This window comes from uncultured Arthrobacter sp., assembly GCF_947495145.1.
GTDB lineage: Bacteria > Actinomycetota > Actinomycetes > Actinomycetales > Micrococcaceae > Arthrobacter_D.
In genome coordinates this window covers 1-13,220 of sequence record NZ_CANLXP010000036.1, presented here as the reverse complement: position 1 = coordinate 13,220, position 13,220 = coordinate 1, and the positions used below count along the sequence as shown (strand labels likewise).

At 62.3% G+C, this 13,220-nt stretch carries 17 protein-coding genes; 6 read left to right on the top strand and 11 right to left on the bottom strand.

Annotated features, from left to right (window positions below; genetic code table 11):
- Positions 1 to 73: 73 nt before the first annotated feature.
- Genes thiD through Q0877_RS16855 form a run of 3 tightly spaced genes read right to left on the bottom strand, consistent with a single transcriptional unit; the run spans position 74 to position 1,943 of the window.
- A complete protein-coding gene (gene thiD / locus Q0877_RS16865) occupies positions 74 to 886 on the bottom strand; it encodes a bifunctional hydroxymethylpyrimidine kinase/phosphomethylpyrimidine kinase (RefSeq protein WP_299169996.1) in 813 nt (270 codons plus the stop codon).
- Positions 887 to 926: 40 nt separating this feature from the next.
- Positions 927 to 1,376 (bottom strand): YdeI/OmpD-associated family protein, encoded by a 450-nt coding sequence (locus Q0877_RS16860; protein WP_299169995.1) that lies wholly within the window; start codon positions 1,374 to 1,376, stop codon positions 927 to 929.
- Between the two features lie 51 nt (positions 1,377 to 1,427).
- Entirely contained in the window at positions 1,428 to 1,943 is a 516-nt protein-coding gene (locus tag Q0877_RS16855; protein ID WP_299169994.1) for a hypothetical protein, read from the bottom strand.
- 188 nt (positions 1,944 to 2,131) lie between these two features.
- Here Q0877_RS16855 and Q0877_RS16850 point away from each other — a divergent pair, with 188 nt between their 5' ends.
- Positions 2,132 to 2,839: a queuosine precursor transporter gene (locus Q0877_RS16850; protein ID WP_299169993.1), complete on the top strand. Its 708-nt coding sequence runs from the start codon at positions 2,132 to 2,134 to the stop codon at positions 2,837 to 2,839.
- 62 nt (positions 2,840 to 2,901) lie between these two features.
- Here Q0877_RS16850 and Q0877_RS16845 read toward each other — a convergent pair whose 3' ends face one another.
- Positions 2,902 to 3,840 (bottom strand): type IV toxin-antitoxin system AbiEi family antitoxin domain-containing protein, encoded by a 939-nt coding sequence (locus Q0877_RS16845; protein ID WP_299169992.1) that lies wholly within the window; start codon positions 3,838 to 3,840, stop codon positions 2,902 to 2,904.
- 179 nt (positions 3,841 to 4,019) lie between these two features.
- Between Q0877_RS16845 and Q0877_RS16840 the strand changes: the two genes are divergently transcribed.
- The gene (locus Q0877_RS16840) at positions 4,020 to 4,445 is read left to right on the top strand and encodes a hypothetical protein (protein ID WP_299169990.1); all 426 of its coding nucleotides are present in this window, start codon (positions 4,020 to 4,022) and stop codon (positions 4,443 to 4,445) included.
- Between the two features lie 29 nt (positions 4,446 to 4,474).
- A complete protein-coding gene (locus Q0877_RS16835) occupies positions 4,475 to 5,413 on the top strand; it encodes an IS3 family transposase (protein WP_299169988.1) in 939 nt (312 codons plus the stop codon).
- Between the two features lie 127 nt (positions 5,414 to 5,540).
- Here Q0877_RS16835 and tgt read toward each other — a convergent pair whose 3' ends face one another.
- From tgt to Q0877_RS16815, 4 genes are all read right to left on the bottom strand, one after another.
- Positions 5,541 to 6,791, bottom strand: coding sequence for a tRNA guanosine(34) transglycosylase Tgt (gene tgt, locus Q0877_RS16830; RefSeq protein ID WP_299169986.1), 1,251 nt, complete (start codon positions 6,789 to 6,791; stop codon positions 5,541 to 5,543).
- 57 nt (positions 6,792 to 6,848) lie between these two features.
- Complete coding sequence (locus Q0877_RS16825) at positions 6,849 to 7,634, bottom strand: SRPBCC domain-containing protein (protein ID WP_367182194.1); 786 nt, start codon at positions 7,632 to 7,634, stop codon at positions 6,849 to 6,851.
- Positions 7,635 to 7,663: 29 nt separating this feature from the next.
- Entirely contained in the window at positions 7,664 to 8,539 is an 876-nt protein-coding gene (locus tag Q0877_RS16820; RefSeq protein ID WP_299169985.1) for a DUF6707 family protein, read from the bottom strand.
- A gap of 70 nt (positions 8,540 to 8,609) precedes the next feature.
- Positions 8,610 to 9,149: an NUDIX hydrolase family protein gene (locus Q0877_RS16815; RefSeq protein ID WP_299169982.1), complete on the bottom strand. Its 540-nt coding sequence runs from the start codon at positions 9,147 to 9,149 to the stop codon at positions 8,610 to 8,612.
- A gap of 121 nt (positions 9,150 to 9,270) precedes the next feature.
- Here Q0877_RS16815 and Q0877_RS16810 point away from each other — a divergent pair, with 121 nt between their 5' ends.
- The gene (locus Q0877_RS16810) at positions 9,271 to 9,861 is read left to right on the top strand and encodes a YdeI family protein (protein WP_299169980.1); all 591 of its coding nucleotides are present in this window, start codon (positions 9,271 to 9,273) and stop codon (positions 9,859 to 9,861) included.
- Between the two features lie 11 nt (positions 9,862 to 9,872).
- Here Q0877_RS16810 and Q0877_RS16805 read toward each other — a convergent pair whose 3' ends face one another.
- Positions 9,873 to 10,109 (bottom strand): hypothetical protein, encoded by a 237-nt coding sequence (locus Q0877_RS16805; RefSeq protein ID WP_299169978.1) that lies wholly within the window; start codon positions 10,107 to 10,109, stop codon positions 9,873 to 9,875.
- A 215-nt stretch (positions 10,110 to 10,324) separates the two neighbouring features.
- Positions 10,325 to 11,110: a tryptophan-rich sensory protein gene (locus Q0877_RS16800; protein WP_299169977.1), complete on the bottom strand. Its 786-nt coding sequence runs from the start codon at positions 11,108 to 11,110 to the stop codon at positions 10,325 to 10,327.
- Positions 11,111 to 11,226: 116 nt separating this feature from the next.
- On the opposite strand from Q0877_RS16800, the gene Q0877_RS16795 reads away from it, so the two are divergent.
- Positions 11,227 to 11,790 carry a dihydrofolate reductase family protein gene (locus Q0877_RS16795; RefSeq protein WP_299169997.1) on the top strand — a complete coding sequence of 188 codons (564 nt, stop codon included), beginning with the start codon at positions 11,227 to 11,229 and terminating at the stop codon, positions 11,788 to 11,790.
- A 410-nt stretch (positions 11,791 to 12,200) separates the two neighbouring features.
- Entirely contained in the window at positions 12,201 to 12,554 is a 354-nt protein-coding gene (locus Q0877_RS16790) for a hypothetical protein (protein ID WP_299169976.1), read from the top strand.
- A gap of 131 nt (positions 12,555 to 12,685) precedes the next feature.
- Here the strand turns inward: Q0877_RS16790 and Q0877_RS16785 are convergent, their stop codons facing one another.
- Entirely contained in the window at positions 12,686 to 13,078 is a 393-nt protein-coding gene (locus Q0877_RS16785) for a hypothetical protein (RefSeq protein ID WP_299169974.1), read from the bottom strand.
- Positions 13,079 to 13,220 lie beyond the last annotated feature (142 nt).

The window sequence follows — 13,220 nt, the reverse complement described above, 5'->3', positions numbered from 1 at the left end:
CCTGCCCAAGAACCAGAACTCCGTCGCGTCCCGGAAACCAATCACAATCAACAGCCAATCGGTGGATCAAGGCTTAGACGCGCTGCACACCGCCCTGCCAGACGGCGTCGAACGGAGCGTTCGAGGAGACCCGGTTCTTGATGCCTTCGGTGACGAAAGCCTTCGCGGTACGGGCAGCTTCAAGCGGCGCTGCACCCTTGGCCAGCTCGGCTGCAACCGCCGCGGCGAGCGTGCAGCCGGCACCGCTAACGGCCACGTCACCGACCTTCGGAGCACTGAGAACTTCCAGCGCCTCGCCGTCGTAATAGACATCGACGGCGTCACTGCCTTCCAGCCTCACACCGCCCTTGGCAAGTACGACGGCGCCGCTTGCCTCATGGATGCGCCGAGCCGCTTCCTTCAGATCCTCCAGTGAACGGATCTCGATCCCCGAGAGAGACTCCGCTTCGAAGTGATTAGGAGTGACAAAAGTGGCCAGGGGTAGGATGTTCGCCTTGAGGGCCTGGTCGGTGTCGAGTGCCGCGCCGGGCTCTTGGCCCTTGCAGATGAGCACCGGGTCAAGCACCACGTTTTTCCACTTCTGGGACTTCAGGGCACCGGCGACCGTGTCGATGGTCTGCGGCGTGCCCAGCATGCCGATCTTGACGGTGCCGATCTCATAACAGCTCTGAATGGCCTCGAGTTGATCTGCGATGACCTGCGCGTCAACGGGAACGAACCGGTGATTCCAGTTGTCCTTCGGGTTGAACGAAACGATGCAGGTGAGAGCGGCGATGCCGTAGGTGCCCAGTTCCTGGAACGTCTTCAGATCGACCTGCGCGCCGGCGCCGCCGGTGGCCTCGGAACCTGCGATGGTCAGGGTGATTGCTGGTGCGTCAGTAGCCATTGAACCAGTGTGCCCGACGCCTCGTGGCTTGCGCCAACAACTACCTTGCGCGGCCCTCGCGCAGCATGCCGATCGACTTTTCGATCCGGGCCGCGCGGGTCTCCGGCTTCTTTGCGCCAGTAACCTGCAGCGCGTGCCAGCTCTTGTTGCTGTAGGAGAGGGTGTCCCAGAACGCCTTGGCTGCCGGTTCCTTCTCGAGCGCGCTCGTAAGGTCCTCTGGAAGATCAACTTCGCGCGGGGCCGTGTCCAGTTCCACCTCGACGTCATGCACTTCGCCGGCCTGAACACCGGCCTCCCGGCGCCTGTCCGCGCTGAGCCCGAACAGATAGCGGCCACCCATGGACGCGATCGACGTGCGGAAGGTGAAGCCATTGACGGTCGCGACAATCTTCGGATGTTTCCCGCCCCCGAGTTGCTCGACGACGGACTCCGGAACTTCGAACCCTGCCGTGTTCTTGCCGGATGATTCGAGCTCAGCGCGAAACTTCATCGTTGCCTCCAAGGGTTGCCGATCTATGTCGTGAACGGCGTTGGCTGCAGATTATCCGGAAGAGTGCGGACTTGTCTCGGCTTTCTCCGGGTAGACCGTGACGAGTTTCCAGACGCTGGCCCGTCCGATGGCTGCAGCAGTCCCGACGACGGCCCCGGTCACCAGGGCTTCTAATCCGCCGCCGCCCACCATGAGAGTGATCAGTGCGGACAGGAGAGCGAAGACTCCGAAGAATGCCGCGACATGCAGCGCCTGGCTGGCAACCGGTCGCAGGGCGAGACCGAGGACGAGCGCGACGCCGCAGCCGACGACGGTGATGGGGATCCCCAGGATCGCTGCAAGCGCTATGAAGGAAAACGTCTCCCACGGCATTGACCAGCCGAAACCTACGCCTGCGGCAGTAGCCAGCAAGAGATGTGTAATCCCCGCCCCGGCCAGCAACGCGAACGGGCCGAAGGTAACCCGGCGGGCACCGCCGGTGCCGTTATCGCGCGGAGCCGGCTGCGCACCGTCGTCGTGCTGGTGGAGCTTTTGGACGTTCGTGGCCTCGCCCTTCTTCTGTTGCACCGCCGCTCCTTTGTGAACGTATTCAGTTCAATGTAGGGATTGTCGCTGCACATGTTCAATCCGATGCTTCCCGGCCGCTCAGCCGCTTCCACATGGGACAATGGAAGGAGCCCGGGGGCAGCCGGGCGACAGTGCTAATACAGCGGGCCCTCTCGGGCTGCGCGAACCACTTCCACGAATGAGAACCAATGACTCAACTGCAGAACCATGCCCGCGCACGCTACGCGACCGCTGGGAGCGCGAACTTCTCGATAATGCTGGCGGTGCTTGCCGTCGTCGTCATCCTTTCCAATATCGGTGCGTCGAAAGGGGTGGTGATTGGGCCGATCGTCGGTGACTTCAGCATCATCACGGACGGCGGGTTTTTCCTCTTCCCGCTCGCGTACATCATCGGCGACGTCATCAGTGAGGTGTACGGCTTCAAGGCCGCCCGGCTTGGGATCATCGTGACCTTCGTGCTGTCGGCCTTTGCCTCGCTCGCTTATGCCGTCATCATCGCTCTGCCGGGGTTTGACGATGACTTCGGACTGGCGAAGCAGGAGGCTCTCGAGCTTGCGCTCGGGCCGGTTCCGCTGATTGTGCTGGCGTCGCTGCTGGGGTTCGTTGTGGGGCAGACGCTCAACTCGTTGGTGCTGGTGCGGATGAAGTCGCGGTTCGGCGAGCGCAGCATGGTGGCCCGCCTGGTCGCTTCGACCGGCGTGGGTGAGTTCGCCGACACGCTGATCTTCTGCGCCATCGCCGCGTCGGTCATCGGAATCACGGACTTCCCGACGTTCCTGAATTACCTCTTCTTCGGATTCGTCTACAAGACGCTGGTGGAGGTGCTCCTGCTGCCGGTCACGACGACGGCGATCCGCTGGGTGAAGCGCAGGGAACCGAGCTACGCAGCCTCCTAAAACCCGTCAGCAAAAGTGCCGTCGTTGCGCAGGATCGTCGGGACGTCCCTACGATCCTGCCACTACGCGGCACTTGTAGTGCGATTCCACCACGCTTCCAGAATGCGCGCACGGGTAGCCTCCAGAAACAGGTCCCCCCACTCGAGCCTGATGAACGCCCAATCCTGCTCCATGAGGGCTTTCTCGCGTCGACGCTCCTGAAACAGCACTTCGGGGGTCGGAGCGTAGTCGAAGTACTTGGTCTTGCCGTCAAATTCGAGCGCAAGCTTCTGCTCGCGCCAACCGAAATCAAGACGGTGCTCCCCGAATCGGGTGTGCACAACCAGCTGCTGTTCCGGCTGCGGTATCGGCATGCCGGCTACGAGATGCGCAGTGAGGGACTCGCCCGGTGACTCAGACAAGGCGCTCGCATTCTCGACTACCTGACGAGCAATCTGCACGCCCTTGTAGCCTGCTTGGCGTTGCAGTACATCCCGCAGCTCGGCGCGCTGCACACCGAGGTGAAGGGCATGATCGGCGGTGATCAGCCCCTGCCTGTAGGACAACAGCCTGGCGGAGTCCACTACTGTGCGGGCGAGGGAGGTAACCTGCAGCCCGTCAACCATGGCTAACTCGCCAGCCAGTAGCTTCCCTCGGTGGCGAACAACATCGACGTTGTGCTCCCGGGACGATCCGGAAGAGGGCTGCGTGACATGGATCCTGTCGTCCACATCCCAGAGACTGAGGCGGTGAATGCGTGCTGCGGAAGTGTGGCTATAAACGGTCGGTGTCAGTGCATAACTCGCTCGGCTGTGAGCTGCGAGCCTGAATCGGGCTTGTTCCGCTTCGCTCAAGGATTTCCAGTACCTTGCTGGTGCATAGGCGTTGACCTGCAGGCGTACGAGGACACCCCGCTCGACCAGTTGTGTGATCGTGCGGCGGCTGACTCCCATCTGCTCGAGCTCCCTGGTACGCCAGGAACGGGCCGATGCGCTCAGCCAGGAGTATGCGTTCACGTCCATGGCACTAGCTTGACGGGCGAAGCTCGGCCGCGTGGCCGCCGTCGTGCTTCTGTGGATAAACCGCTGTGCCTAGTACGCAAAAGTGCCGGGTAGCGGCAGGACCGTGGGGATGTCCCTCTGTGTCAGCCTGAGGTGAGACAAAGTTTCGTTCACTTTGAGGGCTGAGATGGGAGTGTTTGATGACTAAACGAGCGAGCTATCAGGGTCCGCATAAGACGCTGGTGGAGAAGTTGGACATAGTTGCCGAGTACGAGGCGGCGCCGCGGAATTCGAGGTCCGCTGTGCTGCGGAAGCATAACGTGAGCGCGGCCTCTGTGCGACGCTGGACGTATGCGCGTAATCATGATTTGTTCGGCCCTGGCGAGAAGGGCACCCGGTCCCAGAACGGTCACTCCTTGACACCCAAAAAACAGAGCCAGGAGATCGTCCGGCTGCGTCGAGAGCTGGCCAAAGCGCAAGCTGACAACGAGATCTATCAGGCGTCGTTGGAGGCCGTGGGAAAAGCGCACGCGCTCTTGGAAAAACTTGCCGAGAGCGCGGAGCAGGAACCGTTGAAGGACACATTCGGGAATCCGGTGTCACAGCCCTCAAATCCGCAGGACTAAGCCTGGTTGAAGCCTGTGAGGTCCTTGGTGTGTCGCGGGCCAGCTGGTACCGGCATCAGCGACCGGGACGAGGGCTGAAACCGGATCCCGTGCCGCAGAAAGACCGGGAACAGCCTGCGGCGCTGGATGCAGCAGAACGCCGGCAGATCGTGGACGAGCTCGGTGAGGAACGGCACTCCGACCTTAATGTCGCCCAAGTCCGCGCCACTGTGATGGATGAGGGCCTGTATGTGGCATCGGAATCAACCTGGTACCGGGTCGCGCGTGTTCACCGGCTCAGCGGCGACCGGCGCGGCACCGCAACCCATCCGCCCAAGACCATCCCTGAACTCTGTGCTGTCCGTCCGAACCAAGTGTGGTCTTGGGATATCACCGTGCTACGAACCATCGACAAGGGCAGAAACCTACGCCTCTACGTGATGATGGACGTCTTCAGCCGAAAGGTCGTCGGATGGCGCCTGGAACCCGATGAGAAGGGCTTCAAAGCCGCCGGAATGCTCGAAGCCGCACTCATCGCCGAGAGCGCCGTCCCCGAGGTCCTGCACGCAGACCGCGGCGCGGTGATGATAGGCACCCACGTCAGCCGGTTCCTCAAAGCCCATGGAATCGCCCAATCCCACTCCCGTCCCTCCGTGTCGAACGACAACCCGTTCTCCGAAGCCCAGTTCAAGACCATGAAATACCGGCTGGACTATCCCGGACGATTCACCGATATCGAGCACGCCAGAACCTGGGTTGAGGGATTCATCAGCTACTACAACACCGCCCACCGGCACTCCGGCATCGGCTACTACACCCCTGCATCAGTGCACGAGGGCACCTGGAAACAACTTCTTAACCATCGCCAGGACCTCCTCGATGATCACTACGCACAGCACCCGTCCCGTTACCACCAACCGCCGAAAGCGCCGACCATCAGAACGGAGAGCTGGATCAACAAACCCAACCACGACAAACACGCCGCCTAACTGTCTCAAACAGGTTGACAGATACCGTGTCCCCACGATCCTGCACAAGGGCGGCACTTCTGCGGGAAAGGGGGTGTGCTGGTGGGCGGGAAGAGGGCATGCGGGGCAAAGAGGGGCGCGGACCGAACTAGCGCTTCGACGCGTAGTAGCGCCCCAGCACCTCAGCCTTGAGATCGAAGTACGTCCCGTCCTCGATGGCTGCGCGGGCGTCGTCGACCATACGGATCACAAACCGCTCGTTGTGGATCGAGATCAGCGTCGCCGAAACCATTTCCTTCGCCTTGAACAGGTGGTGGATATACGCACGGGTGTAGTGGGTGCAGGTGTAACAATCGCAGCCCTCCATGAGCGGTGTGAAGTCGCGCTTGAACCGGGCATTGGACAGGTTCCACCGCCCGTCCGGCACGTAGAACGCTGAGTTCCGGGCAACCCGGGTGGGGGAGACGCAGTCAAAGGTATCCGCACCGTTCTCGATGCCGGTGAACAGGTCATCCGGCTCCGAAATGCCCAGCAGATGCCGCGGCTTCGACTCCGGCAGCTCATCCGCGCACCAACCGAGGATGGTGCCCAGGTTCTCCTTCTCCAGCGCTCCGCCAACACCAAACCCGTCAAAGTTCATTCCGCCGAGGTCCTGTGATGCTTTCCGCCGGAGGTCCTCATACTGCGCGCCCTGGATCACGCCGAACAGCGCCTGGTACGGCTTGTCCGATCGCACGTCGGTCAGCCGCTCATGCTCCGCGATGCACCGCTCCGCCCACAGCCGCGTTCGCTCCAGCGACTCCTCCTGATACCCACGCGAATTCATCAGCGTTGTCAGCTCATCGAATGCGAAAATGATGTCGGCGCCGAGCTGGTGCTGGACCCGCATCGAGATCTCCGGCGTGAACCGGTGCCGATCTCCGTTGAGATGCGAAACGAACCACACGCCGTCGTCGTCGATGTGGGCCAGGCGCTCCTTGCCGACTGCCACGCGGTCGTCGTCGCCGGCGTGCTCCGACGCGGCAGCGGAGTCCATCGTGATGACCTTCTTGAATCCCGATCCCAGGCTCATCACCTGGAACCCACCCGAATCGGTGAAGGTGGGCCCGTCCCAGTTCATGAACTTCCCCAGACCGCCGGCTTCATCAAGGATGTCTGCCCCCGGCTGCAGGTAAAGGTGGTATGCGTTCGCAAGCAGTGCCTGCGCGCCGGCCTCCTTCATGGACTCCGGCAGCACCGCTTTCACCGTGGCTTTGGTCCCGACGGCGATGAACGCCGGCGTCTGTATCTCGCCGTGTGGAGTGGTTATGGTTCCGGTCCGCCCGTGGAGGCCTTCGCCCGCAGCCGTTGTCTCGCTGAGGCGTTTACCAATGGAGAACGAAAAATCTGATTGTGGCACCCGCCCATCTTCTCAGGAATGGACCGAGTGACCTGCAGCGGAACGACCAACCAGAGGCTAGCTCTTCAGCTTCGAGGTCTCCAGTGAGCCCGAGGACGGGTAGTGCTGCCGTCGGAAGGTATCCCAACTCTCCCAGGCTGAACGCAGCGCGTTCGCGCCGAGCTCGTATGTGGAGATGACGGCGAGGCTGGATCCCTTGCCACTCAAGGAGGGTTGATCGGCAACGATCACCAGTCCCTCTCCGTGCTCCGCATACTCGGCAACGGTGAGCCCGAGCTGGTTCTCGGTCCTGAACCAGACGGTGCCGGTCAGTTTATGGCCGCCCGGGAGGCTGAGGGAATAGGAGTCTCCGGGCTGCTGCAGCTGCTCGGCATGAAGCTTCTCGATGATGGACGCACCGTCACTGGATTCGCCCATGAAGAAAGCGGTGCGCCGCGCAGTGGAAGGATGCCGCTCAAGTGCGAACCGCAGCTGCTGGAGGAAAGTGATCCAGCCTTCGGTAATTTCGTCGGGTTCGGCCTCAACACGTTCGATCGTCACGACGCAGCCGTCGCGCACCGGCTCAATCTGGAAGGTGTCACCGCCGTCCACGGTCAGAAAGGTGTGGTTAGGCCCCTCGATTACCGACGGCGCGAAGTAGATGGAGCGGATTTCCTCGTCCAGGGTGTCAGCGTCCCACCCATGCCATTGCTGTACCAGCCGGGGTTCCCGAAGCATGAGCCACACCTGCCGGGCGTCCGCATTGATGTGAACGCTGAGCGGATTGGCTCCCGCAACCGGCATATCTCGGGCGGGGTGCTGCTCGGTGCTGGACTGCCTGAGGGAACCTGTCGAGTCACTCATGCGCGCCACTCTACTCCCGCGGCTGCGGGCTAACCAGAGGTGGAAGCTTTCCCGCCCAGGGCCCGTATGGCGAGCAGTTCGTGGCTGATGCGCCGTTCCAGCGCTTCGGCGCTCAGAGTCTCGGACCCGCCGTGCGCACGCAGGTACAGCAGCACCGTCAGGCGCAAGCCTCGCCAATCCTTCTCAGCCGACGGATTCCCGGCCGACCGCGCAATCTCCCGGTCATACAGATTCGGTTCGTTGAGCTGGCGCTGCCGCACGGCAGCGGCAAGTTTCGCCTTCAACGGGTCTGTCTCGGCGTCGTCAGCTGTTCGAAGCGCAGCGGAATACGCAGCGGCACGGGAGGCGGCGCCGTCGTTCTCGGTGAGGTGATTCCGGGTGAGGTGCGCGGCGAGCGCCAGGCAGCTCTCGATCAGGTTCCAGCGGCCGAAGTTGCCGTCGAACGGCTGGTCCGTGAGCAGGTCACAGACCATGAGCGCGCTCGCGGAGTCGGAAAGATCCACATAGAGGGTCATGGCGAGATCGCGGATGTCCTGCAGATTGCTGCCCGACTTGAAGTTGACGCCACGGGTGAGCCGTTCGGCGAGCTCCTGCACGCGCAGGCTATCGGGATGGACGGCGGCGACGTGGGCGATGAGCGCCTCGGGTGAACCCTCATCGGTGACAATCTGCGCCAGCTCCTCGGCGGCCTCTGCCTGGACAGTTGACCCTGTTGCCATGCGGACCTTCTCACCGGATTCGAGCGTGGCCACCACAATGGCCGGAACGCCAAAATCATCATGCTCGACGGCGGTGTCCACCACTTCGCTGGTGAGCTCACCGCCCGGAAGGAGGAGCCTGCGGCCGGCACTCACTGCCTCGACGGCAAGCGGTTGTAGCCGCGCGCCCACATCGCTGTCGATCATTGGATCCTGCCTTACTGCACCTGTTGCACCGAGCCGGTGAAGAACCGACCCACAAAGAAACGGTAACGCCTCAGCGGCCCCAACCGGCGTAGGCGAGGGCCTGGCGCAGCAGGCTGTCGCGCCCGCCGGAGAACTCGGAACTGACTCCCGGGCTGAGCGCCTCGTCGGGTGTCAGCCAGGTGAGCTCAAGCGCGTCCTGCCGCGGGTTGCATTCGCCGGTGACGGGAATGAGGTAGGCAAGCGCGACGGCATGCTGCCGGTCGTCGGTCAGGCCCGTCTCCGATGGGGAGGGGAAGTATTCGGCGACCGTGAACGGCGTCGGACACGGCGGCAGCTGGGGGAGTGCGAAGGGTCCGAGGTCCTTCTCAAGGTGCCGCAGCAGCGCGGCACGGATGGTTTCCCGGTACATCACGCGCCCGGAGACGAAGGTGCGCACCATCTCGCCCTGGTCATTGGCCTGCAGCAGCAACCCCACCTCGGTGACATACCCGAGCGTGTCGCAGCGGACCGGGATGGCCTCAACGTAGACCATGGGGAGCCGGCGGCGTGCCTCATAGAGGTCATCCTCGTTGAGCCAGCCGGGGTTGGGGTCTGGGGTGCGCAGGTTCATACCCTCTGTTTTATAGCAGACGGCGGCCCCAGTGTCCCTGACTCGCTGTACTTCGGCCATTGGCTGAATCCAGCGGGAGGATCCTCGAGATGAACGGACTTCCGGTGGGTATTGTCAGACCATGGCTGCTGAACTGCCCGAACTCCTCCTGCCCGATGCCCAGCGCTGGCGGGCGTGGCTGGAGGAGAATTACGCGTCGTCGTCGGGAGTGTGGCTGGTACTCCATAAGAAGGGTGGCACGGTGACCACCCTGACCTGGGCTACTGCCCTCGACGAGGCACTGTGTTTCGGCTGGATTGACGGCCAGGCCAGGAAGCGCGACGGCGAGAGCAGCTTCCAGCGCTTCACACCGCGCGGGCCGCAGAGCATCTGGTCACTGCGCAACGTCGGACACATTGAACGGCTGGAAGCGGAAGGCAAGATGCGCGACGCCGGTCGCGCCGCCGTCGAACGGGCCAAGGTGAACGGGCGGTGGGAGCGTGCGTATGCGGGGCCCGCCACCGCCGTCGTGCCGGACGATCTTGCCGCAGCAATAGCGGCGAATCCGGACGCGCAGGCGATGTTCGACGTGCTCACTTCGCAGAACCGGTATGCGCTCATCTTCCGGCTCGGCCAGCTGAAGACAGAGGCCGGGAGGAAGAAGCGAATCGGGTCGTTCGTCGAGATGCTCGCCCGGCACGAGGCGCCCTACCCGCAGAAGCGGAAGCCCTAGGACTCGGTGCTTTAGCTCCGGTCGGTGTAGCGGCCTTCGTGCTGCCGTGGGGCGCGGTGGCTAAGGGAGACGTATTGGCCGCGGATCGCCCCCGCAGGAACGGGGCCGGAGCTCTGGGTGGTCACGTAACTGCCGGTGGTTGTGGCGCGGAATTGCGTTGTTACGTAGGTGCCGCTCTGGTGCGGCGTCTCGTTGCTGGCGGGACGGGCTTCGGGGGCTTCGACAGGACGGTGTGCGAGAAGTGTCATGGCATCTCCTTGTTGTGGTTATTTCGTGCGGAGGGCGGGACGACACAGTGCAGGTATGCAGCGTGGGTCCATCATGGCGACGCTGCCGGTGAACTATGAACGCTAACAGCTTGTTATGAGTTACTCATAATAAGTGGCACGGTAAGTGTCTGAGCTAACACGCGCACGGGCGTGCAGGTTGTCCAGTGGTAGCAAGGGCTCGGCCTGGCTCCGCTTCACGTTGCAGGGTGGGACCGTCGCCGGATTCTGATCGCGACTGTGGCGAAGAAAATGATGACGGCCGCGAGACCGGCGGCAACCGCCGTCGTCGTCGATTCCGGTGTGCCGAAGCTGCGCCCCACAACAATCCAGGCCAGACCCCAGCTGATAGCGGCGGCAATTGCGAGGCGGCCGCTGCCGCGAAATGCGAGGAGTACGCCGATTACGGCGACGACGGCTAGAACTAGTGCGGCCCAAGCGCCGGGTGGAAGGCCGAGGCCGCCGAAGCCTGCTGCGACGAGGGCTGCGGCGGTGTTCGCGCAGACTGCCACGCAGACCCAGCCCAGATAGAGGCCGAGAGTTCCGTCCGTGACGATTCCGTCGGTAACAGAAGTGGGTTTGATGGAGGTGAAGATGGTGAAGAGAACAGCCAGCACTGCAAGCAGGACGAGGATGACCAGCACGCTGCCGGCAAGGAGGCCGGCCTGAACGGACAGGATCCACGCCGCGTTGAGCAGCATCGATGCGGCAATCCACCAGCCGAGGCGGCGCTGGCGGAGCGCGGTGCGCTGCGAGGGGAACCATTGATAAACGGTGTATGCACCGAGTCCGGCGTAAATGACGCTCCAGATGCTGAAGGCCGATCCTGCGGGCGCCAGGGGCGTGGCGTCCGAACTGAGCGCTCCGCCGGCGGCTTCGCTGATTGGAGTGCCACCGAAGGCACCGGAGCCGATTGCTGAACCGACGATGCACAGCACGAAGGCAATAGTCACGCCGATCTGCCGCACCCGATCTGAAGTCATGGCATCTTCCTTCGCTTGCTTTATCTCCACCATAGACACATCAGTTGGACTAGTGAAAGGAGCCTCGCGCCGTGCAGGTCTGTACAACGGATGCCGACTCGCGGGAGACTGACGCCATGCGCAACCTGACGTTCGGCATGAACGTGAGCCTGGACGGCTACATCGCCGCGCCTGGCGACAACCTCGGCTGGACCGTGCCGAACGACGAGTTGTTCCAATGGTGGTCCGACCGGGTAGGAGCGACGGGTCTGGCGCTGTACGGACGCAAGCTGTGGGAGACGATGAGCTCCCATTGGCCGACAGCGGACCAGCAGCCAGGCGCTACTCGGGCGCAGATTGAGTATGCGAGCCGCTGGCGGAACATGCCGAAAGTGGTGTTCTCCTCGACAACCAGCCCGGTTGACTGGAACACCCGCTTGATCACCGGTGATGCGGTTGCCGAGATCACCCGACTCAAGGCTGACGACGGCGGCCCGATGGACATCGGTGGCGCCACCCTCGCCGCGGCGGCCATGCGGGCAGGGCTGATCGACGAGTATGTACTCGCCATCCATCCGGTGTTGGTGGGCGGCGGCACGCCGTTCTTCACGGCCCTGGACAACTGGGTCAACCTGAGCCTTGTAGAGACCCGGACGTTTCCCAACGGTGTGATCCTGACCAGGTACGAGACCGCGCGCTGAGTGCCTGAGGGATCTCTCAGAGAGTGCCGTTGTGAGCGTAGTTCAACAAGCGGGTGAGGCGTGAGCGGCCATTTCTTCGGCTAATTCCATGCAGCGCGGGAGGGCCGGCGAAAGTCATAGGGCATCATGCCAAGGATTTTGGTTACTTCCTCGCCCTGAGGTCGAATCTTCGACCTGGCTGGTAGTATCCGGAAGATGATGACCTCCGCCAGCCGAGCAATCTACCGGTGAGCAACCGAACCGGGCTTTTCCTCGCGGCGTTTGTGCTAACCGCTCTCACCACGTCTTGTTCAGCGTCAGGTGCCAATGGGCCACTTACGGTGGGAGGGGAATCAGAAACCTGTACGCCTACCCCCGATGAAGGGTTCGCAGCGTTTGGTGAAGTAGTCACTAATGACGGGGATACAGATTTGATTCTCTCCGGTGCAAACCTGATCACGTCGCGAGGTCTTCAGCATGAGGAAAGCTACATCAGGCTGATCGAGGAAACGGCCGACGGGGATTCCGGTGCAGTACTTGGAACTGCCAGCACCGTTCCCGCTAGCCCAGCCGAGATTGAAGCCTGGGAACGGCGAGAGGTTCTCGAGAACTTCACACTAAGACCAGGAGAATCCGCAAACGTCATAGTTGCTCTGAGCCTTTCCGACCCGGCGACCGATGGAGAAGCCGAGGGTATTCGGATGACGTATGCAAACGGCAGTCGCGACTTCACTGCTGACATCACTAACAGAATCGTGCTTACTGCTGAGGAAAGCTGCGCATAGCGCGAGACTGCACCAAGCGTGCCGGATGACTCTTGTAGGTCTCGAGCGACTGCCGCGCCGCAATGACCTCTGGCAACCATAACGTCACACTTCGCCGCGCCTTCGAGGATTGATTGGAGGTTATGGAATGGTCAGCCGATTCCCGCTGTTGTGGTGATCGATTCCCGGCATTCATCAGCAGGATGAACGGCTGGCTTTAGGGTGAGCTCTTCTCGATGCAACGGTTCGCCTGCTGCATCCAGAACAACGACAGTCAGCGATGTAAGCGGAGTCCATCCAGCAAGACGCAATTCCCCGACCGCCAAAGTTTTAGGCTTTTCAAGATTCCAACCGGAGCAAGTTTTAGTGTCATCAGTGCAAGTCACCTCAACCTGTTCAGCCCGGTCCCGGAGGACTTCGGCAACGTGCAGGTCAAGCTGATCAAACGGCATGGATGCGTCACACGCCCCCGCACCGTGGCATGCGGAAACGCACAGGAGGGGAACGAACGCGCCCATCAGCATGATCCGTTGATATGCGATCACACTCGCATGCTACCCCGAAGACCTGTCGTGCAAGTGCGATCGAAAAGCTACCAGCACCTCCGGGCGATCCCCTTGCGTGCTGTTTCTCGGGCGGGCCTAACGGTGAGATCTGAAGGATTCCAAGGGACTTCCCTTCCTGGCT

Excerpts from the sequence above, each read along its gene's own strand:
- Q0877_RS16860 (WP_299169995.1), bottom strand. The coding sequence starts at position 1,376 with ATGAAGTTTCGCGCTGAGCTCGAATCATCCGGCAAGAACACGGCAGGG.
- Q0877_RS16850 (WP_299169993.1), top strand. The coding sequence starts at position 2,132 with ATGACTCAACTGCAGAACCATGCCCGCGCACGCTACGCGACCGCTGGG.
- Q0877_RS16810 (WP_299169980.1), top strand. The coding sequence starts at position 9,271 with ATGGCTGCTGAACTGCCCGAACTCCTCCTGCCCGATGCCCAGCGCTGG.
- Q0877_RS16820 (WP_299169985.1), bottom strand. The coding sequence starts at position 8,539 with ATGATCGACAGCGATGTGGGCGCGCGGCTACAACCGCTTGCCGTCGAG.
- Q0877_RS16845 (WP_299169992.1), bottom strand. The coding sequence starts at position 3,840 with ATGGACGTGAACGCATACTCCTGGCTGAGCGCATCGGCCCGTTCCTGG.
- Q0877_RS16815 (WP_299169982.1), bottom strand. The coding sequence starts at position 9,149 with ATGAACCTGCGCACCCCAGACCCCAACCCCGGCTGGCTCAACGAGGAT.
- Q0877_RS16840 (WP_299169990.1), top strand. The coding sequence starts at position 4,020 with ATGACTAAACGAGCGAGCTATCAGGGTCCGCATAAGACGCTGGTGGAG.
- Q0877_RS16805 (WP_299169978.1), bottom strand. The coding sequence starts at position 10,109 with ATGACACTTCTCGCACACCGTCCTGTCGAAGCCCCCGAAGCCCGTCCC.
- Q0877_RS16800 (WP_299169977.1), bottom strand. The coding sequence starts at position 11,110 with ATGACTTCAGATCGGGTGCGGCAGATCGGCGTGACTATTGCCTTCGTG.
- Q0877_RS16795 (WP_299169997.1), top strand. The coding sequence starts at position 11,227 with ATGCGCAACCTGACGTTCGGCATGAACGTGAGCCTGGACGGCTACATC.
- Q0877_RS16825 (WP_367182194.1), bottom strand. The coding sequence starts at position 7,634 with ATGAGTGACTCGACAGGTTCCCTCAGGCAGTCCAGCACCGAGCAGCAC.
- thiD (WP_299169996.1), bottom strand. The coding sequence starts at position 886 with ATGGCTACTGACGCACCAGCAATCACCCTGACCATCGCAGGTTCCGAG.